This is a genomic window from Micromonospora sp. II (assembly GCF_001709195.1).
GTDB classification, from domain to species: Bacteria; Actinomycetota; Actinomycetes; order Mycobacteriales; family Micromonosporaceae; genus Micromonospora; species Micromonospora chalcea.
Window position 1 is genome coordinate 72,265 of the sequence record NZ_LYXF01000057.1, and the last position, 19,951, is coordinate 92,215.

General features: G+C 72.7%; 18 protein-coding genes and 1 pseudogene. 12 read left to right on the plus strand and 7 right to left on the minus strand.

Annotation, left to right across the window (positions count from 1 at the left end; genetic code table 11):
- Positions 1–100 precede the first annotated feature (100 nt).
- From A8711_RS23620 to A8711_RS23630, 3 genes are all read left to right on the plus strand, one after another.
- Entirely contained in the window at positions 101–1,456 is a 1,356-nt protein-coding gene (locus tag A8711_RS23620) for a hemolysin family protein (protein ID WP_043325755.1), read from the plus strand.
- Complete coding sequence (locus A8711_RS23625; RefSeq protein ID WP_043325753.1) at positions 1,453–2,517, plus strand: hemolysin family protein; 1,065 nt, start codon at positions 1,453–1,455, stop codon at positions 2,515–2,517. Before A8711_RS23620 ends, A8711_RS23625 begins: the two co-directional genes overlap by 4 nt.
- Before the next feature lie 156 nt (positions 2,518–2,673).
- Positions 2,674–3,603 carry a sporulation protein gene (locus A8711_RS23630; protein ID WP_043325751.1) on the plus strand — a complete coding sequence of 310 codons (930 nt, stop codon included), beginning with the start codon at positions 2,674–2,676 and terminating at the stop codon, positions 3,601–3,603.
- 61 nt (positions 3,604–3,664) lie between these two features.
- Here A8711_RS23630 and leuE read toward each other — a convergent pair whose 3' ends face one another.
- Positions 3,665–4,327 (minus strand): leucine efflux protein LeuE, encoded by a 663-nt coding sequence (gene leuE / locus A8711_RS23635; RefSeq protein ID WP_043325749.1) that lies wholly within the window; start codon positions 4,325–4,327, stop codon positions 3,665–3,667.
- Complete coding sequence (locus A8711_RS23640) at positions 4,324–5,571, minus strand: bifunctional pyridoxamine 5'-phosphate oxidase family protein/GNAT family N-acetyltransferase (protein WP_069089344.1); 1,248 nt, start codon at positions 5,569–5,571, stop codon at positions 4,324–4,326. Before A8711_RS23640 ends, leuE begins: the two co-directional genes overlap by 4 nt.
- Before the next feature lie 38 nt (positions 5,572–5,609).
- On the opposite strand from A8711_RS23640, the gene A8711_RS23645 reads away from it, so the two are divergent.
- Both A8711_RS23645 and A8711_RS23650 read left to right on the plus strand, forming a co-directional pair.
- The gene (locus tag A8711_RS23645; RefSeq protein ID WP_069089345.1) at positions 5,610–6,947 is read left to right on the plus strand and encodes an aminotransferase class I/II-fold pyridoxal phosphate-dependent enzyme; all 1,338 of its coding nucleotides are present in this window, start codon (positions 5,610–5,612) and stop codon (positions 6,945–6,947) included.
- An 81-nt stretch (positions 6,948–7,028) separates the two neighbouring features.
- Positions 7,029–7,727: a UdgX family uracil-DNA binding protein gene (locus A8711_RS23650; RefSeq protein WP_069089346.1), complete on the plus strand. Its 699-nt coding sequence runs from the start codon at positions 7,029–7,031 to the stop codon at positions 7,725–7,727.
- A 1-nt stretch (position 7,728) separates the two neighbouring features.
- Here A8711_RS23650 and A8711_RS23655 read toward each other — a convergent pair whose 3' ends face one another.
- On the minus strand, positions 7,729–8,379 hold the full coding sequence (locus A8711_RS23655) for a 4a-hydroxytetrahydrobiopterin dehydratase (protein WP_069089347.1): 651 nt from the start codon (positions 8,377–8,379) through the stop codon (positions 7,729–7,731).
- Positions 8,380–8,468: 89 nt separating this feature from the next.
- Here A8711_RS23655 and A8711_RS23660 point away from each other — a divergent pair, with 89 nt between their 5' ends.
- The 7 genes and pseudogenes from A8711_RS23660 to rny all read left to right on the plus strand — a co-directional run bounded on the left by A8711_RS23660 (position 8,469) and on the right by rny (position 16,362).
- A complete protein-coding gene (locus A8711_RS23660; RefSeq protein WP_069089348.1) occupies positions 8,469–9,611 on the plus strand; it encodes an acyl-CoA dehydrogenase family protein in 1,143 nt (380 codons plus the stop codon).
- A 67-nt stretch (positions 9,612–9,678) separates the two neighbouring features.
- Positions 9,679–10,991, plus strand: a pseudogene (locus tag A8711_RS23665) (MFS transporter).
- Positions 10,982–11,182, plus strand: a complete 201-nt coding sequence (locus A8711_RS23670; protein WP_030504158.1) for a DUF3046 domain-containing protein — start codon at positions 10,982–10,984, stop codon at positions 11,180–11,182. The pseudogene A8711_RS23665 and the gene A8711_RS23670 overlap by 10 nt, the downstream one beginning before the upstream one ends.
- A 185-nt stretch (positions 11,183–11,367) precedes the next feature.
- Positions 11,368–12,417 carry a recombinase RecA gene (gene recA / locus A8711_RS23675; RefSeq protein ID WP_013284729.1) on the plus strand — a complete coding sequence of 350 codons (1,050 nt, stop codon included), beginning with the start codon at positions 11,368–11,370 and terminating at the stop codon, positions 12,415–12,417.
- Positions 12,418–12,428: 11 nt separating this feature from the next.
- Entirely contained in the window at positions 12,429–13,121 is a 693-nt protein-coding gene (locus A8711_RS23680; protein WP_069089350.1) for a regulatory protein RecX, read from the plus strand.
- A gap of 62 nt (positions 13,122–13,183) precedes the next feature.
- Positions 13,184–13,888, plus strand: coding sequence for a 3-keto-5-aminohexanoate cleavage protein (locus tag A8711_RS23685; protein WP_069089520.1), 705 nt, complete (start codon positions 13,184–13,186; stop codon positions 13,886–13,888).
- Positions 13,889–14,595: 707 nt separating this feature from the next.
- Positions 14,596–16,362 carry a ribonuclease Y gene (gene rny, locus A8711_RS23690; RefSeq protein WP_030504155.1) on the plus strand — a complete coding sequence of 589 codons (1,767 nt, stop codon included), beginning with the start codon at positions 14,596–14,598 and terminating at the stop codon, positions 16,360–16,362.
- Positions 16,363–16,418: 56 nt separating this feature from the next.
- Here the strand turns inward: rny and A8711_RS23695 are convergent, their stop codons facing one another.
- Genes A8711_RS23695 through A8711_RS23710 form a run of 4 tightly spaced genes read right to left on the minus strand, consistent with a single transcriptional unit; the run spans position 16,419 to position 19,814 of the window.
- A complete protein-coding gene (locus A8711_RS23695; protein ID WP_043325734.1) occupies positions 16,419–17,387 on the minus strand; it encodes an amino acid ABC transporter permease in 969 nt (322 codons plus the stop codon).
- Positions 17,384–18,091, minus strand: coding sequence for an amino acid ABC transporter permease (locus A8711_RS23700; protein WP_043325733.1), 708 nt, complete (start codon positions 18,089–18,091; stop codon positions 17,384–17,386). Before A8711_RS23700 ends, A8711_RS23695 begins: the two co-directional genes overlap by 4 nt.
- A 36-nt stretch (positions 18,092–18,127) precedes the next feature.
- Positions 18,128–19,006: a glutamate ABC transporter substrate-binding protein gene (locus tag A8711_RS23705; protein WP_043325728.1), complete on the minus strand. Its 879-nt coding sequence runs from the start codon at positions 19,004–19,006 to the stop codon at positions 18,128–18,130.
- 52 nt (positions 19,007–19,058) lie between these two features.
- A complete protein-coding gene (locus A8711_RS23710; RefSeq protein ID WP_030504151.1) occupies positions 19,059–19,814 on the minus strand; it encodes an amino acid ABC transporter ATP-binding protein in 756 nt (251 codons plus the stop codon).
- Between the last annotated feature and the right edge of the window lie 137 nt (positions 19,815–19,951).

Consider the following 19,951-nt stretch of genomic DNA (forward strand, 5'->3'; position numbering starts at 1 on the left):
GCCGCATGATCGACTCTCCTGCCCCGGAGGGCAGCAGTAGCCGGCCGGGTCATACCCGGCGAATTCCCTCCCCGACGACCCCGGGAGCACTGAACCTCCCGTGCTGATCCTCGTCGGTCTCCTTCTCATCATCGTGCTCACCGCCGCCACCGGTTACTTCGTGGCCCAGGAGTTCGGTTACGTCGCCGTGGACCGGGGCAAGCTCAAGCAGCTCGCCGACGGTGGCGATCGTGCCGCGGCCCGGGCCCTGGAGGTCACCGCGCGGCTCTCGTTCATGCTGTCCGGCGCCCAACTGGGCATCACCGTGACCGCCCTGCTCGTCGGTTACGTCGCCGAGCCGTTCCTCGGCGCCGGGCTGGCCGACCTGCTCGGCCTCACCGGCATCTCCAGCGCGGTGGCGTTGCCGCTGTCGGTGGCGCTGGCCCTGGTCATCGCCACAGTGGTGCAGATGGTCCTGGGTGAGCTGGCCCCGAAGAACCTGGCCATCGCCCGCGCCGAGCCGCTGGCCCGGGCGCTGTCCCGGTCCACCCTGATGTACCTGAAGATCGCCGGCCCGCTGATCACGCTCTTCGACCGGGCCGCGGTACGGCTGCTCCGCCGCATCGGCATCGAGCCGATCGAGGAGCTGCCCAGCGGCGCCACCCCGCAGGACCTGGAGCAGATCATCGCCGAGTCCCGGGAGGAGGGGCACCTCGACGCCGAGATGTCCGACCTGCTGGACCGGGGCCTGGACTTCCGGGAGCTGACCGCCGGCGAGGCGATGGTGCCCCGCGTCGACGTGCACACCGTGCGGGCCGACGAGCCGGTCAGCCGCATCGTCGAGCTGCTGGACACCGGCCACTCCCGGTTCCCGGTGCGCGGCGCCGAGGGCGTCGACGACCTGATCGGCGTGGTCGGCATCGCCGACGTGCTCGGGGTGCCCCCGGCGCAGCGCGCGACCACCCGGGTCGACGCGGTGGCCGTACCCCCGTTGCTCGTGCCCGAGACGCTGCCGCTGCCGACGGTGCTCGACCGGCTGCGGTCCGGGCACCGGCAGCTCGCCTGCGTGGTCGACGAGTACGGCGGCTTCGCCGGCGTGATCACGCTGGAGGACCTGGCCGAGGAGCTGGTCGGGCCGATCCGCGACGAGGACGACCCGCCGGACCGGGCCGCGGCGCGGCAGGAGGACGGCTCCTGGGTCGTCCCCGCGCGCTGGCGCATCGACGAGGTCGCCGACAGCACCGGCATCGAACTGCCCGAGGCGCCCGAGTACGACACGCTCTCCGGGCTGGTGATGCGGGAGCTGGGCCGGGTGCCCGAGGTCGGTGACCGGCTGGAGATCCCGGTCGCCGCCGACGGCGACGAGCCGGCCTCCGGCCCGCGGGTGCTGGTCGAGGTGCTCGCCGTGGACCGGCACGTGGCCGACTCGGTACGGCTGCGGTCCACCGCCGACGTTTCCGGGGAGGGTGCGGCATGACCCCCGGGTTCGCGTTGTTCTTCTCCGTGGTGCTGCTGGCGCTCAACGGATTCTTCGTGGCCGCCGAGTTCGCGCTCGTCGCGGCCAAGCGGTACCGGCTGGAGCAGTCGGCCGCCGGTGGCGGCCGGGCCGCCCGCGCGGCGCTCGACGGCGTCCGCGAGCTGAGCCTCATGCTGGCCGGCGCGCAGCTCGGCATCACGCTGTGCACGCTGGGCCTGGGCGCGCTGGCCGAACCGGCCATCGAACGGCTGATCAGCCCGCTGCTGCACGCGGTCGGCCTGCCCACCGCGGCCAGTCACGTGGTGGCGCTGGTGTTCGCGCTGTCCCTGGTGACGTTCCTGCACCTGGTGGTCGGCGAGATGGCCCCGAAGTCGTGGGCGATCACCGACGCGGAGCGTTCGGCGACGCTGCTGGCGCTGCCGTTCCGGGCCTTCGCCCGGATCGTCCGGCCGGTGCTCTCCGTGCTCAACGGGCTCGCCAACGCGATGCTGCGGCTGTTCGGCGTGCAGCAGCAGGACCAGCTCGCCCAGGTGCACGGCCCGGACGAGCTGCGCATCCTGCTGGAGCAGTCCCGGGAGCACGGGCTGCTCGGCGCCGAGCAGCACCAGCTGCTCAGCAGCATGCTGGAGCTTCAGGGCACCACTGTGGCGCAGGTGATGGAGCCGTTCGACCGGATCGTCACGGTGGGCCGCGACGAGACCGCCGAGCGGATCGAGCACGTCTCCCGCGACAGCGGCCGGTCCCGGCTCGCCGTGGTCGACGCCGGTGGCGAGGTGTGCGGCCTGGTGCACGTACGCGAGGCGGTGCGTGCCGTCACCACCGGCCGCCCGGCGACCGCGGACGAGCTGATGACCAACGCCTTCACGCTGCCGGCCGAGGCGTCGGTGACCGAGGCGGTGGCCGCCATGCGGGCGCAGCAGGCGCAGCTCGCGCTGGTGAGCAACGGTGGCGGGCCGACCCGGCCGATCGGGTTCGTCGCGCTGGAGGACCTCCTGGAGGAGGTCATCGGCGAGTTCGACGACGAGACCGACCCGGTGCCGCGAGGCCGCCGGATGCGCTGACCGTCATGATCCGTACCGGCCCGGCGAGGTGGGAGACCACCTCGCCGGGCCGGCGTCCGTTGCGGCGTCTGGCACCCGGCGTCCGGCGCCCGGCAGCCGGCGTCCGGCGTCCGCTTCGGTCGGGCATGGCCCGGCGGGCAGCGGGAATGCCCCGGCATGCGGTTGACCGGGGTGTCGCGGGACTCCGCCTGGACGGGGCTCTCGGTGAGCACCACGCTGCCCAATCCGAGCACCCGGCCGGGCCTGCGCCTGCCGGGCCGGGTGACGCTCAGCGCCGGCGGATCGGACGTACCGGTCCGGCACATCCGGCTCGGCCTGGTCACCCAGGTCGAACCGGAGGACCCGGAGGCGCCGCGCCGCCTGGTGCAGTTCCAGACGTGGACGATCGCGGGCCGGTTCGTGGTGCCGGCCGGACGACGGCGCGCCGTCGAGTTCGCCGTGCCGCTGCCGTGGGAGTCACCGGTGACCACGTACGGCGGGGTGCCGCTGCTGAGCCTGCGTACCGGGCTGCGTACCGAGGTGTCGGTGGATCCGGAGGTCGACCAGGGCGCGATGGTGCCGGTGCTGATCCACCCGCTGCCCTCCCAGGAGCACGTGCTCGCCGCGCTGGACACGCTCGGCTTCGCGATCCGGCAGGCCGGGCTGCGCGAGGGACGCCTGCCGGGGGTGGAGCAGACGCTGCCGTTCCAGCAGTGGTACGGCTTCTGGGCCGCCCCGCTCTACGCCGGGCCGATGACCGAACTCGAAATGATCATGCTGACCGACTCGGCCGGCATGGAGGTGCTGCTCTGGCTGGACCGGCGGCTCTCCCTGGCCGGGATCACCCACCAGAGCATCAGCCGGTTCCGGATCTGGCACGCCGGGGCCGACCAGCGGGACTGGGTGGCGACTGTGGACGGCTGGCTGCGGCACGCCATCGACAGGCACGCGGCAGCGGCGGCGCACGCCGACTGGTCGGCCACGATCCGCGAGTCGGCGCACGTCAGCCGCCCGCCCGACCGTCCGGTCGCGCCCGGCTACGGGCTCGGCGGCACGGCCGGCGGCGCGGGCATCGGCGGCGGTGGCGGTGGGGGCGACGGCACGTGATCTTGTTAAGAAGGGGCCCTTCCTATGCCGGAGGCGTTAAGAAGGGGCCCTTCCTTACACCTCAGCCGGCGGCGAGCTTGAGGCTGAAGCCGAGGAACAGCATCGCCACCGCCGTGGTCCCGGTCGCGGCCAGCCGACGGCGCTGCCGGAACTGGGCCGCCAGGAACGTGCCGGTGAAGATCAGCGCGGTCAGGTAGAGCGCGCTGGCGACCTGCGCGATCAGCCCGAGCAGCAGGAACGACAGCGCCGGCCAGGCGTACCCGGGGTCGACGAACTGGATGAAGAACGAGACGAAGAACAGGATCGCCTTCGGGTTGAGCAGGCTGATCACCAGCGCCCGCCGGAACGGCTCCTGCGGCCCGGCCGGCTCGACCTCGTCGATCAGGCGCGGCGTGGCCGGGTCGTTGCGGTCGCGCCAGCGCCGCCACGCGCCGCGCAGCATGGCCAGCCCCAGCCACCCGAGGTACGCCGCGCCGGCGTACTTGATCACCAGGTAGAGCGGTGGGTACGCCTGGAGCAGCGAGGCCACCCCGGCGGCGGAGAGGAACATCAGCACCGCGTCGCCGACGAACACCCCGGCCGCGGCCCGGTAACCGGTGGCCACGCCCCGGCGGGCGGCGGTGGCCAGCACGAAGAGCGAGTTCGGTCCGGGCAGCAGCACGATCGCCACGGTGCCCAGCACGTACGTCCAGATGTCGGTGATCCCCAGCACGCCGGACATCATGACGCCACGGGGGCCGCCGCGCGAAGACGTTCCCGCAGGCTGGCCTGTGCGCTCGGCCACTCCTGCGCGAGCATGGAGTACTGCACGGTGTCGCGCCAGGAGCCGTCGGCGCGCTGCTTGTGCTGCCGCAGCACGCCCTCCCGGCTCGCGCCGAGCCGTTCGATGGCCCGCTGGGAGCGCTCGTTGCGGATGTCGGTGTGCCAGACCACGCGCACCGCGTCCAGCTCGTCGAAGGCACGGCCCAGCAGCAGCAGCTTCGCCTCGGTGTTGACGCCGGTACGCCACCAGGGGCGGCCCAGCCAGGTGTAGCCGATCGCCAGCGACCGGCGTACCGGGTCGATCTCGTAGTACGAGGTGGTGCCGATGACCGCGCCGGTGGTGGCGCAGCGCTGCGCCCAGCACACCTGCTCGCCGCGCTCCTGCGCGTCCAGGTAGCCGCCGATCACCCGGCGCATCTCGTCGGCGTCGGCCGGCCGCGTACCGCCCAGGTGCTGCCACACCTGCGGGTCGTCGGTGGCGGCGTGCAGCTCGTCGGCGTGGGCGAGGTCGAGCGGCTCCAGCACCACGTGCTCGCCGCGCAGCACCGCCGGCTCGTGCCACGGCGAGCGGGCCGCCCGCAGGTACGCCGGCACCGGCGCGCTCACCCCGGGGGCGGGTTCGGGTCGGCCCGGTGTGAGCCGCAGCGGCACCACACCGGCCCAGTACGGCAGCGCCTCGTCGGCCGGCTCGTCGTTGACGCCGCCGGTGCGCACCCGTACCGACACTTCCCGCAGCGGCAGCGCCAGCACCGCCGTCTCGGCCAGCTCGCGCCGGTTCGGCGGGCGGCTCTCGGCGGAGCGCCCGGTGGCCACCTTCTCGATCAGCGCGGTCATCACCGCCGCCTTCTCGTCCGTGTCCTCGACCAGCCGGGCGGTGCCGTGCGCCACCACGGACCGGTAGTTGGCGCTGTGGTGGAACTGCGACCGCGCGTAGACCAGCCCGTCGAGGTGGGTGACGGCGACGCAGACCGGCAGCCCGGCCTCGCCCCGGGCGGCCAGCAGTGGCCGGCTGCCGGTGGAGCCGTGCAGGTAGAGCGTGTCGCCGACGCGCACGTGCAGGGTCGGCAGGACGCGCGGCTCGCCGTCGACGGTGAACGACAGCGCGCAGTGGTACGCCTCGTCGAGCAGCGCGTGCGCGGTGGCCGCGTCGTAGCGCATCCGGTCGCGGACGCGGCTGGCCGTGGTGCGGGGGGTCGGAGGGTACATGTGACATCCCACCTTTGTTCTAGTACAATTCCCAAACTGTGGCAGCACATTATCAGGTCACCGGCTCGACCTCCGCCGCGATTTCGGCCAGCGTCGAATCGGGCATCCGCAGCGGCGCGCTCGCCCCGGGCGACGCCCTGCCCGCCGTCCGGGCTCTCGCCGCCGACCTCGGCGTCAGCCCGGCCACCGTCGCGAAGGCGTACCAGGAACTGCGGCAACGTGGCCTGGTCGCGACCGCCGGCCGGCACGGCACCCGGGTCCGCCCCCGCCCACCGGTGGCCGCCCGCCGCGCCGCGCTGCTGCCCCCGCCGCTGCCCGGCGGCCGCGACCTCTCCGCCGGCCAGCCCGACCCCCGGCTGCTGCCCCCGCTCGGGCCGCACCTCGCCGCGCTCGCCGCCGACATCGGACCCCCCGGCGGGTACGCGACCGACGCCGTGCTGCCCGACCTGGCCGCCCTGGCGACGGACCGGCTCGCCGCGGACGGGGTCCCGGCCGGCGAGCTCACAGTCACCGGCGGCGCGCTCGACGGCATCGAACGGCTGCTCGCCGCCCACCTGCGCCCCGGCGACGCGGTCGCGGTGGAGGACCCGGGCTGGGCCAACCTGCTCGACCTGATCGCCGCGCTCGGGCTGCGTACCGTCGGGGTGCCGGTGGACGACGACGGCCCCACAGTCGGCGGCGTCCGCGCGGCGCTGGCCGCCGGGGTCCGGGCGCTCGTCGTGACCAGCCGGGCGCAGAACCCGACCGGCGCGGCCGTCTCCGCCGACCGGGCCGACGCGCTGCGGACACTGCTGGACGGCCGCGCCGACCTGCTGCTGATCGAGGACGACCACGCCGCCGAGCTGGCCCGCGTACCCCTGCATCCGCTCGCCGGGGCGACCCCGGCGTGGGCGTTCGTCCGGTCGGTGAGCAAGCCCTACGGGCCCGACCTGCGGCTCGCGGTGCTGGCCGGCGACGAGGCCACAGTGGCCCGGGTGGCCGGCCGGGCGCGGGTCGGCGCCGGCTGGGTGTCCACGGTGCTGCAACGGCTGGTCGTGTCGCTCTGGCGCGACCCGGCCACCGCCGAGCTGGTACGGCGCGCGGCGGACAGCTACGACCGGCGGCGCGACGGGCTGGTGGCCGCGCTTGCCGCGCGCGGGGTGGCCGCGCACGGGCGTACCGGGATCAACGTCTGGGTGCCGGTGCCCGACGAGACGGTGACGGTCACGACGCTGCGCGACGCCGGATGGGCCGTGGCGCCCGGCCGGCTCTACCGGATCGCGGCCGACCCCGCCGTGCGCGTCTCGGTGAGCGCGCTGGACGAGGCCGACATCCCCGCGCTCGCCGACGCGCTCACCGCCGGAAGGAAGGGCCCCTTCTTAACGCATTCGGTATAGGAGGGGCCCCTTCTTAACACCTCCGGGCGAGCGCGGCGGGCCACTCGCGTGCGCGCCGCCGGACGGGGTAGAACGATCGGCATGGCCGAGACCGAGAGCGCACCCGGAGCGCAGGAGTTCATCCCGCCGTCGGCGGACACCATCGACGAACTGCGCGCCGCGGCGGGCGACTGCCGGGGCTGCGAGCTGTACCGGGACGCCACCCAGACCGTCTTCGGCCGCGGCGACGAGCACGCGCGCGTGGTCTTCGTCGGCGAACAGCCGGGTGACATCGAGGACCAGAAGGGCCTGCCGTTCGTCGGCCCGGCCGGGCGTCTGCTGCGCAAGGCCGTCGACGACGCGGCGCTCGACCCGGCCCAGATCTACCTCACAAACGCGGTGAAGCACTTCCGGTTCGAGCTGCGCGGCAATCGGCGCATCCACCAGACCCCGGACCGGGTGCACGTCACCGCCTGCCGGCCCTGGCTGGTCGCCGAGTTCGCCCGGCTGCGCCCGGAGATCGTGGTGGTGCTCGGCGCCACCGCCGCCAAGGCGCTGCTCGGCCCGAGCTTCCGGGTGACGAAGCAACGCGGCGAGCTGCTGCCCTGGCCCGCCGCCGCCCAGCGCCCGGAGGACTTCGAACGGGTGCCGGTGGACCGGACGGGCGCGGTCGCCGACGCCCCGGCGGCCCGGCTGCTCGCCACCATCCACCCGTCGGCGGTGCTGCGCGCCGACAACCAGGACGTCGCGTACGAGGGCCTGGTCGCCGACCTGAAGGTGGCAGCCGAGGCGCTGCGCTGAGTCAGGCGCGCTGCTGCCAGGTGCACAGGCACACCCGGTTGCCGTCCGGGTCGGCCAGCACCCAGAAACTCGGCGCCTCCGCGTCGCTGACCAGCGTCCCGCCGGCCGCCAGCGCGGCCGCGATACGCGCGTCCACCTCGGCCGGGTCGACCCACACGTCCGGATGCCACCGCTGCCGGGGCTCGTCCCGGCCGGAGCGCTGGAACCAGACCGTGGGCAGCACGCCGTCCGGGTCGCGTACCTCGTCGGCGCCCGGGCCGGGCGGCGCGCCAGGCGCCAGCACCGCCCGCCAGAACGGCAGCACCGCCGCGTGCTCCGGGGTGTCGAGCGCGAGCTCCAGCCGGGCCAGCCCGGCGGCTGAGAGGGTAAGCCCGGAGTCCGCGGCGAGCCCCGAGATGAACCGGGCCAGCCGCAGGTCACGCTGCGTTACCCCGCCCACGTCGTGCGACCACAGCCGCACGTCCACGTGGGTGTAGCGCAGGTCCAGATCGGGATGATGATCGACCCGCTCGGCCTCCGCGCCCACCGCGGCCACCAACGCCAGCCCGGCCGCGAAATCGGGGGTACGGATGCGCGTCTGCAACGCCCCCAGCAGGTACGTCCACCCGTCCAGCCCGGCCTCGGCCACCTGTTTCCCCGTGAGTGTGCCCATCCGGCCATCCTGGCCCACCGCGCGGGGGCGGGCCACCCCGCCCGGCTCGCCCCTGTCCGGGGCGGGTGAGCGGTGCCAGACTTGCCGGCATGGAGCAGCATCTCTACGAACCCGTCCACGACGAGTTCCGTGACCTGTGCCGCCGGTTCCTGACCCGGGAGGCGGTGCCGCACCACGAGCGCTGGGAGGCCGACGGGATCGTCGACCGGGAGGTGTGGCGGGCCGCCGGCGCGGCCGGGCTGCTCGGCCCCGACGTCGACCCCGAGTACGGCGGCGGCGGGCAGCGCGACTTCCGGTTCAACGCGGTGCTCGACGAGGAGATCGTCGCGTCCGGGTGCTCGGGCCTCGGGTTCGGGCTGCACAACGACGTGGTCGCGCCGTACCTGACCGAGCTGACCACCGACGACCAGCGCAAGCGCTGGCTGCCGGGCTTCTGCTCCGGCGACCTGGTCACCGCGATCGCGATGAGCGAGCCGGGCGCGGGCAGCGACCTGGCCGGCATCCGCACCGGCGCGGTCCGTGACGGCGACAGCCTGGTCCTCAACGGGCAGAAGACGTTCATCACAAACGGTGAGATGGCCGACCTGGTGGTCGTGGTCGTCAAGACCGCGCCGGACCAGGGCGCCCACGGGGTGAGCCTGGTCGTGGTGGAGAGCGGCACGCCGGGTTTCAGCCGGGGCCGCCGGCTGGCCAAGGTCGGCCTGAAGGCCAACGACACCGCCGAGCTGTTCTTCGACGACTGCCGGGTGCCGGCGGAGAACCTGATCGGCACCGAGAACCACGGCTTCTACCACCTGATGGCCAACCTGCCCCGGGAGCGGCTGAGCATCGCCGTCGCCGCGGTGGCGGCCTGCGAGAAGCTGCTCGCGCTCACCATCGAGTACGCCCGCTCCCGGGAGGCGTTCGGGCGGCCGATCGGCCGGTTCCAGCACAACCGGTTCCTGCTGGCCGAGCTGGACACCGAGGTCACCATCGCGCGCACGTTCGTCAACCACTGCGTCGCCGAGTTCAACGCGGGCCGCCTGTCGGTGACCGACGCGGCGAAGGCCAAGTGGTGGACCACCGAGCTGCAGACCAAGGTGGCCGACCGGTGCGTGCAGCTGCACGGCGGCTACGGCTTCATGGCGGAGTACCCGGTGGCGAAGGCGTGGCTGGACAGCCGCGTGCAGACCATCTACGGCGGCACCACCGAGATCATGAAGGAGATCATCGGCCGGGCCCTCGGCCTGTAGCGAAACCGGGTGCCGGCCGGGCGGGCCGGTGCGGGAGGATGGGGCACCCGTCCCACCAGGAGCGCGCATGTCCACCGACCTGACCGCGCCGGCCCCGCCCCGGCCCGACGTCGCCGGCATCCAGCGGCGTACCGTCCGGCTGCTGTTCCTCACCCAGATCATCGGCGGCATCGGCGTCACCATCGGCATCTCGGTGGGCGCGCTGCTCGCCGCCCGGGTCGCCGGCACCGCCCTGGCCGGGCTCGCGCAGAGCGCCGGGGTGGTCGGCGCCGCGCTGCTCGCCATCCCGGTCACCCGGCTCATGGCTGCGCGTGGCCGGCGACCTGGCCTGGTTCTCGCGTACGCGGTCGGCGCGGTCGGCGGCGTGCTGGTGGTGGTCGCCACCGTGACGCGCCTGGTGCCGTTGCTCTTCGTCGGCATGCTGCTGTTCGGCGGCGGCACGGCGGCCAACCTCCAGGCCCGCTACACGGCGGTGGACCTGGCCGAGCCGCAGCGCCGGGGGCGGCAGCTCTCGCTGGTCGTCTGGGCCACCACCATCGGCGCGGTGGCCGCGCCGAACTTCGCCGCGCTCGCCGACGACACCACCCGGGGCTGGGGCCTGCCGGCGCTGTCCGGCCCGTTCGCGTTCAGCGCCGTCGCGTTCACGCTGACCGCCGTCGTACTCCTGGTCCTGCTGCGGCCGGACCCGCTGCTCACCGCGCGCCGGCTGGCGGCGGCCGAGCCGGCGCCGGGCGCCGCGCCGGCGGTCACCCGCCGCGGTGGCATGGTCGCCGCGTGGCGCACGGTACGCGGGCGGCCGGCCGCCCGCCTCGGCATCGCCGCTGTCGCGGTGGGGCACCTGGTGATGGTCGCTGTCATGTCGATGACCCCGGTGCACCTCGGCGAGTGGCACTCCGACGAGGACGTGCTGCCGGTGGTCGGCCTGGTGCTGAGCCTGCACATCGCCGGCATGTACGCGCTGTCGCCGGTGGTGGGGTGGCTCACCGACCGGGTGGGCCGGCGGCCGGTGATCCTCGGCGGGGTGGCGCTGCTGCTGGCGGCGTGCGCGGTCTCCGGCACTGCCGGGCACCACACGGCGCCGCTGTCGGTGGGGCTGACGCTGCTCGGGCTGGGCTGGTCGGGCACGATGGTGGCGGGCTCGACGCTGCTGTCGGAGTCGGTGCCGACCGCCGACCGGCCCGGTGTGCAGGGGCTGTCCGACCTGCTCATGGGGCTGGCCGGGGCGGGCGCGGCGGCGGCGAGCGGGTTCGTGATGCGGGCCGTGGGGTACCCGACGCTCACCCTGCTGGCGGCGATCGCCGTGGTGCCGCTGGTGGCGCTGGCGCTGCGCCGTCCCGGCCCGGCGCCACTCGACGAGGAGGACTGAACACGTGCGGCTGACCGACTTCTGGACGCGGCTCGAGGAGGCGTTCGGGCCCGGCTACGCGGCCAGCATCGCCCGGGACCAGGTGCTGTCCCAGCTCGGTGGGCGGACCATCGAGCAGGCGCTCGCGGCCGGTGAGCAAACGCACGTGGTGTGGCGCGCCGTGGTCGCCGCGTACCCCGACCGGGTGCCCGCCCGACTACGCTGAGCAGCCTTTTCATCGATCCCGCGTGTCGCTTGCCCAGTCGTACACCTGTTCGGCTATTGTCCACAGCGGGGTGCTCGTCCACAGCTCACGGCCCGTCGGCTGGTTTTCTGTCGGACCCAGCGCCTAGCGTGTCCCGCGTGACGCGAAGCTCAGGAAAGACGCCGGCGAAGGCAGGGGTGGCAACGATGGCAGCAGGGCCTGACCGGGAGAAGGCGCTCGACCTTGCTCTCGCTCAGATCGACAAGCAGTTCGGCAAGGGTTCGGTGATGAGGCTGGGGGAGCGGCCCGTCGTGCAGACGGCTGTCATCCCGACCGGCTCCATCGCGCTCGACGTGGCGCTCGGCGTGGGCGGTCTGCCCCGCGGCCGGGTGGTCGAGATCTACGGTCCGGAGTCCAGCGGTAAGACCACCGTCGCGCTGCACGCGGTCGCGAACGCCCAGCGGGCCGGCGGCATCGCCGCGTTCATCGACGCGGAGCACGCGCTCGACCCGGAGTACGCGCGGGCCCTCGGCGTCGACACCGACGCCCTGCTGGTCTCCCAGCCGGACACCGGCGAGCAGGCGCTGGAGATCGCCGACATGCTGGTCCGCTCCGGCGCGATCGACATCATCGTGATCGACTCGGTGGCGGCCCTGGTGCCGCGCGCCGAGATCGAGGGCGAGATGGGCGACAGCCACGTCGGCCTCCAGGCCCGGCTGATGAGCCAGGCGCTGCGGAAGATCACCGGCGTGCTCAACAACACCGGCACCACCGCGATCTTCATCAACCAGCTCCGCGAGAAGATCGGCGTGATGTTCGGCAGCCCGGAGACCACCACCGGTGGTCGCGCGCTGAAGTTCTACGCCTCGGTCCGGCTCGACGTGCGCCGCATCGAGAGCCTCAAGGACGGCACCGACGTGGTCGGTAACCGCACCCGGGTCAAGGTCGTGAAGAACAAGGTCGCCGCGCCGTTCAAGCAGGCCGAGTTCGACATCATGTACGGCAAGGGCATCTCCCGCGAGGGCTCGCTGATCGACGTCGGCGTGGAGCAGGCGATCATCCGCAAGTCCGGCGCCTGGTACACCTACGACGGTGACCAGCTCGGCCAGGGCAAGGAGAAGGCCCGCGAGTTCCTCCGCGAGAACCCGGACGTGGCGGCCGAGATCGAGAAGAAGATCCTGGAGAAGCTCGGCGTCGGCACCGGTGGTGCGGGCGACGCCGCCGGTGGCCCGGAACTGCCGCCGGTCGACTTCTGATCCGCTGACCCGTGGCAGGACGACGCGCCCGTACGGGCCGGGGCTGGGATGCCAGTCCTCCTCGTACGGGCGACGCCACAGGTACGCCCCGGCCCCGCCGGGGACGCCGTGATCGCGCGGCGGAGTCCGACGCAGGGGAGGCTCCGGCTCCGCCGCGCGACGAGGCCGAGCTGGCCCGGGAGATCTGCCTTCGGCAGCTCGCGGTGCGCCCGCGTACCCGGGCCGAGCTGGCCGGCGCGCTGGCCCGGCGCGGCATCTCCGAGGAGATCGCCGAGCAGGTCCTCGACCGGTACGACGAGGTGGGCATCGTCGACGACGCCGCCTTCGCGCGTGCCTGGGTGAGCAGCCGGCACACCGGCCGTGGGCTGGCCCGCCGGGCGCTCGCCAACGAGCTGCGCCAGCGCGGCGTCGACGGCGAGGTGGCCGGCGCTGCCCTGGACGACCTGGACGAGGAGACCGAGGCGGAGACCGCCCGTGCCCTGGTGGACCGCAAGCTGCGCAGCACCCGGGGTGAGCCGGACGCGGTGTTCCGGCGTCTGGTCGGCATGCTGGCGCGCAAGGGCTACCCGGCCGGGGTGGCGATCCGGGCGGTGAAGGACGCGCTGGCCGCGCAGAGTGCCGAGGCGGCCGAGTTCGCCGAGCACATCGACGCCGACGCGCTGGCCGACGCCGAGCACGATCTCGACTCCCGCCGGCTCGACTGACCGACCGACTGACCGACCGGCGGTCGGTGTCGCGGCCGCCGTCCCGAGGGGAGGCGCACACCGTGCTGAAGGCGTGTCTCAACGGCACCCGGCGGCGGGACGAGCACCCCGCCGTGCCGCTCACCCCGGCCGAACTGGCCGCCGACGCGGTGCGCTGCGCGGCCGCCGGGGTGGCGGCGGTGCACGTGCACCCGCGCGACGACACCGGCGCCGAGTCGCTCGACCCGGCGGTGATCGCCACTGCGGTCACCGCCATCCGGGCTTCCCGTCCCGGCCTGCCGGTGGGCGTGAGCACCGGCGCCTGGATCGTCCCGGACCCGGCCGAGCGGGTCGCCGCCGTCCGCGCCTGGACGGTGCTGCCCGACTTCGCCTCGGTCAACGCCCACGAACCCGGAGCGGCCCAGGTCGCCGCCGCCCTGCACGAGCGCGGCGTGATGGTCGAGGCCGGCCTGTGGACGCCGGCGGCTGTCGACGCCTGGGGCCGCTGGTCCGCGCCGACCGGGCGGATCCTGGTCGAGTGCATGGCCGAGCAGGTCGAGACGGCGCTCGCCGACGCGGCGGCGATCCTCGCCGCGCTGCCCGACCAGCGCCCGCCGGTGCTGCTGCACGGCGAGGGGCCCGCCACCTGGCCGGTCTACGCCGAGGCGGTCCGCCGGGGTCTGCACACCCGGATCGGCCTGGAGGACACGCTGCTGCTGCCCGACGGCACCCAGGCCCCCGACAACGCCACCCTGGTAACCACAGCCCGCACCCTCGCCACCCACTGACCCACCCACCCCGACCGCCCCTGCCCCGTTGATCATGAAGTTGACGGCACTTCCCGTCCGTTTTGTCCAGGCCAACTTCATGATCGCGCCCGTCAACCTCATGATCGTGCGGGGGAGTGGTGCGCGGCGTCGATGGGGGAGGTGGCCTGAGCAGGTCGGGAGCGGCGAGTGGTGGGGCCGGACGGCGAAGTTTGTCCGGGCCTGTCCGGCATCTGATCACCAATGAGTGACGCTGCAACTTCTCTCCGTCCGGGTGGTTTGATCATGACTTCTTGACCGAACGGCCCCTCGCGACCTAGCCTCGCCATACAGGCTCACTTTGCCCGACCAGCGCAGGCTAAGCGCACAACATAGATCTCGTAACAGAACAGCATCACTTTGGCCAGCTACACCGGCCCTTGACGGAAGCTCCGGAACCTTTCGGGGCCTCCGACAACTGCAACCGGCCGCCAGCGGTGCCCCTCGCGGGTCACCGCCGACGGAAAGCTGCCCAGAACCAGCCGCTCCGGTCGGGCGTACAGAGCCGCAGGCGCGTGTCCTTCGCGCGCGTCCTGCGGCGCCGACGTTCAGGGGGAGGCGGCCATGGCGGGGCGGCACAGGTTCACCGGCGGTCTGCCACACGGCCCCGACCCCGCATCGGCGGGCGACAGCCCGGCCACCGGGTATCGACGAGCCGGCAACGCCGGCCGGGCCGGCGGAGCGGTTCGATGAGCGCCTTCGACATCGTTCTCCTCGTGGTGGTGCTGCTGCTCGTCGTGGTGGTGGTCGGCGCCGTGCTGTTCGGCGTGCGTACCCTCAAGCGGCTCAGCCTGGCGCCCGCGCCGGAGGATCCGGCGTTCATCGCGGAGAAGGACCGGCAGGAGCAGTCGCTCGCGGCGCTGCGGACCGCCGCCAGCGAGGCCAACAGCACCATCGACGTGGCGAAGTCCGCGGCCGCGGCGGCGCGGGCCGAGGCGGCCGCCGCGAAGGCGGAGGCGAAGGCGGCCCGGGCCGAGGCGCGGCGGGTGCTCGACGACGCCCGCGCCGAGGCGGACACCGTGCTGGAGCGCGCGCACAAGCAGGCCGAGGCGGACGCCGAGCAGCTGCGCGCCACCGCGCGGCGCAGCGGCGAGCGTGAGGTGGCGGTGCTGGCCGCCACCACCCGGGAGCAGGCGGCCGAGGTGGAACGCCGGGCCGCCCGGATGGACGAGCGGGAACGGCTGCACACCGAGGAGGTGGAGCGGCTGGCCGAGCGGGAGCGGCAGCTCACCGCCGCCACCGCGGCGCTCGCCGCCCGGGAGGCAGCCCTGGCCGAGCGGGAGCGGACGCTGACCGAGGTGGAGGAGCAGCGCCGCCGGGAGCTGGAGCGGGTGGCCGGCCTGACCGCTGACGCGGCCCGCGCCGAGCTTGTCGAGTCGATCGAGGGGCAGGCGAAGCGGGAGGCCGCGTTGCTGGTCCGGGAGATCGAGGCGGACGCGCGGGGCAGCGCCGAGCAGCGCGCCCGCAACATCGTGGTGGACGCCATCCAGCGGGTCGCCAGCGAGCAGACCGCGGAGAGCGTGGTCAGCGTGCTGCACCTGCCCGGTGACGAGATGAAGGGGCGCATCATCGGCCGGGAGGGGCGCAACATCCGCGCCTTCGAGTCGGTCACCGGCGTCAACCTGATCATCGACGACACGCCCGAGGCGGTGCTGCTTTCCTGCTTCGACCCGGTACGCCGGGAGGTCGGCCGGGTCACGCTGGAGAAGTTGGTCCTGGACGGCCGGATCCACCCGCACCGGATCGAGGAGGTCTACGACCTGGCCCGGCAGGAGGTGGAGGAGCTGTGCCACCGGGCCGCCGAGGACGCGCTGGTCGAGGTCGGCATCACCGAGATCCACCCGGAACTGGTGACGCTGCTGGGCCGGTTGCGCTACCGCACCTCGTACGGGCAGAACGTGCTCAAGCACCTGGTGGAGACCGCGCACATCGCCGGCGTGATGGCGGCCGAGCTGCGGCTGGACGTGCCGACGATCAAGCGGTGCGCGTTCCTGCACGACATCGGCAAGGCGCTCACCCACGAGGTGGAGGGCAGCCACGCGATCATCGGCGCGGACGTGGCCCGCAAGTACGGCGAGAGCGAGGACGTGGTGCACGCCATCGAGGCGCACCACAACGAGGTGCCGCCGCAGACCATCGAGGCGGTGCTGACGCAGGCGTCGGACGCCTGCTCGGGCGGGCGGCCGGGCGCGCGGCGGGAGAGCCTCGAGGCGTACGTGAAGCGGCTGGAGCGGATCGAGGAGATCGCGGCCGGCAAGCTGGGCGTGGAGAAGGTCTTCGCCATGCAGGCGGGCCGGGAGATCCGGGTGATGGTCAAGCCGGACGACGTGGACGACATCGGCGCGGCGGTGCTGGCGCGGGACGTGGCCAAGCAGATCGAGGAGGAGCTGACCTATCCGGGTCAGATCCGGGTGACTGTGGTGCGCGAGTCCCGGGTCACCGAGATCGCCCGCTAGACCGGGGAACACGAAAGGGCTGGCCGTTCACGGCCAGCCCTTTCACGTGTGGCGGGTCAGACGCCGCCGGCACCCTCGGCCTGCGAGGTGAGCGCGGCCGGTGGCGGGGCCGGCGCCGGGGTGCCGGCGCTCTTGCGGCCCTGGGAGAGCCGGTGCTGGACGTACTGGGCCAGCTTCGACAGCGAGTAGTTGATGGCGATGAACAGCACGGCGATCACCACGTACACCTGGATCGGGTTGCCCAGGACGCCGATGATCTGCTTGCCGATGTTGAGCGTCTCCTCGTAGCTGATGATGAAGCCCAGCGAGGTGTCCTTGAGCACCACCACGAGCTGGCTGATCAGTGCCGGCAGCATGATCCGGAAGGCCTGCGGCAGCAGGATCAGCCCGGTGGTCTGGAACGGGGAGAGCCCGATCGCCGAGGCCGCCTCGGCCTGCCCGGAGGGCAGGCCCTCCATGCCCGAGCGCAGGATCTCGGCGATGACCACGGAGTTGTAGATGGTCAGGCCGATGACGAGGTACCAGAGGTTGTCGAACGAGGCGCCGAACTCGGGGAAGCCGCGCGCCACGAAGAAGATGGTGATGACGACCGGCAGGCCGCGGAACACCTCGACGCAGACCCGGGTCACGGCGGCCAGCACCCAGCTCAGCCCGCGCAGCAGGTACGCCACAGGTGCGGCGGCTCCGGTGAAGCGCCGCCGGGTCAGGCTCTTGAGCTGGATCCGCAGGACGGCGAGCAGGGTGCCGACGACGAGCGACGAGACGATGGCCAGCGCGGCGGCGATCAGGGTGTTCTTGAGGCCGTACCCGATCCGGTCCCAGACGAGCGGGAAGTTCTCGTTCGAGGGGTCGACCAGCGGCCCCCACAGCTCCATCGAGAACTGGCCTTTGTCAGCAAGCGGCCGGTAGATGAACAGGTAGGCGCCGGCCAGCACCACCACGACGGCGACCAGGCTGCTGATGAGCGTGACGCGTCGCTGGCGCGGCCCGGGAACGTCGTAGAGGACGCTGGTCTGCTGGCTCATCGGGCCACCGCCTGTCGCTTCTCGATCCGGTCCAGCAGGGCGCCGAGCGGGACCGTCATGATCAGGTATCCGACGGAGATGCCGATCGCCACCGGAATGAAGGGGTAGCCGCCGGCGGAGGTGAGCTGATCGGCGGTCTGCGAGAGGTCACCGACCACGCCGAAGAAGCCGACGAGCGCGGAGTTCTTGATCATCGCGATGATGACCGAGCCGAGCGGCACCACCGAGGCCTTCCAGGACTGCGGGAGCACGACGTGCCGCAGGTTCTGGCCGAAGGTGAGGCCCAGCGAACGCGCCGCCTCGGCCTGCCCGGGCGGCACCGCGTTCACGCCGGAGCGCAGGGCCTCGCAGACGAACGCGGCGGTGTAGAGGACCAGCGCGATCAGGCCGAACCGGAAGTAGGGCAGGTCGGTGCCGAGCCGGCTGAAGATCGAATCCAGGCCCGGGATACGCAGGAAGTCGGCGTTGGAGCCCAGCGCCGGCAGGCCGAACGCGGCGAAGAACAGCACCACTGTCAGCGGCAGGTTACGGAAGATGTTCACGTACGTGGTGCCGACCGCGCGCAGCGGCGGCACCGGCGAGATTCGCAGCACCGCCACGACGGCGCCCAGGATCAGGGCGCCGATCGCGGCGAGAAAGCAGATCTGGAGGGTGAGCCAGAACCCGCCCGCGAAGACGTCGAACTTGTCGATGAGCACATTCACGGGTCGGTTTCCTCCCCACCCTCCGGATCTAGCGGATCAGTAGCGGTTGACGGCGGGCGGGTCGCCCAGGGTGGCGCCGAACTTGCCGGCGGTGTCGTCCCACGCCTTCTTCCAGCTGCCGTCCTGGAACGCCTTGTCGAGCGTGTCGTTGATGAAGTTACGGAAGTCGGTGTCCTCCTTCTTGACACCGATGCCGTAGGGCTCCTTGGTGAAGTTGTCGCCGGCCATCTTGAAGGACGCCTCGTCCTTGGCGATGTAGCCGAGCAGGATGACGTTGTCGGTGGTGACGGCGTCGACCTGCTTGCCCTTCAGGGCGTCGCGGCACTTGTCGTAGGTGTCGAAGAGCACCAGCTGGGTGCCGACGTCCTTGACGTACTTCTTGATCTCCTCGGCCGGGGTGGAGCCGGTGACCGAGCAGACCTTCTTGGTGCCGTCCTTGAACGAGTCGGGGCCGGTGATGGCCGCCTCGTCCTTGCGGACCATGATGTTCTGGCCGGCCTCGTAGTACGGCCCGGCGAAGGCGATGCGCTCCTTGCGCTTGTCGTTGATCGTGTAGGTGGCCGCGACCAGGTCGACGGTGCCGTTCACGATGACGTCCTCGCGGACCTTCGACGGCGTCTCGACGTACTCGATCTTGTCCTCGGGGATGCCGAGTGCCTTCACGATCAGCTTGGCGACCTCGACGTCGAAGCCCTCCGGCTTGCCCGACAGGCCCTTCTGGCCGAAGCCCGGCTGGTCGAACTTGGTGCCGACCTTGATCTTCTGGGCCTTGCTCAGCCGCTCCATGGTGCTGCCGGCCGCGAAGTCCTTGCTGCCGGCGCCGGTGCCCTCGTCGTCGCTGTCGCCACCGCAGGCGGACAGGCCGAGCGCCAGAGTCGCCGCCGCGGCAACCGCCGCCACGCGCTTGTAACGCATACTCAATCTCCTTCTTCGACGGAGCCGCCGGGACGACTCCAACTACGGACGCTCAGTGAGTGAGGATCTTGGAGAGGAAGTCCTTGGCCCGCTCGCTGCGCGGGTTCGCGAAGAACTCGGCCGGCGGCGCGTCCTCGACCAGTTGCCCGTCGGCCATGAAGACCACCCGGTTGGCGGCGTGCCGGGCGAAACCCATCTCGTGGGTCACCACGACCATGGTCATGCCCTCGCTCGCCAGGGACGTCATCACGTCCAGCACCTCGCCGACCATCTCCGGGTCCAGCGCGCTGGTCGGCTCGTCGAAGAGCATCGCCTTGGGCTGCATGGCCAGCGCGCGGGCGATCGCCGCCCGCTGCTGCTGACCGCCGGAGAGCTGCGCCGGGTACTTGTCCGCCTGGTTGGCGATGCCGACGCGGTCGAGCAGCGCCAGGCCGCGCTCGCGGGCGGCGGCCGGCTTCTCCTTGCGCACCTTGACCGGCCCCAGCGTGACGTTCTCCAGGATGGTCTTGTGGGCGAAGAGGTTGAACGACTGGAAGACCATGCCGACCTCGCTGCGCAGCTTGGCCAGGGGCTTGCCCTCGGCCGGCAGCGGCTGCCCGTCGAACGTGATGGTGCCCTTGTCGATGGGCTCCAGCCGGTTGATCGTGCGGCACAGCGTCGACTTGCCGGAGCCGGACGGGCCGATCACCACGACCACCTCGCCCCGGCCGACGGAGAGGGACACGTCGTCGAGCACGTGCAGCGGCCCGAACCACTTGTTGACCCCGTCGAGCACGATCAGCGGGTCGCCCGTCGTCACGTCGTCCACCGTCCCTGTCGTCCATGCCGGAATTGGGGGTCGATCGACCCCCGGTTGGGCAACTGTAGGCGGGGTGATGTGGCAGTACGCAACTCAGATGGTCACGGAGCGGTAACACCGGTCACCTGCATACCGGCACGTCCGAA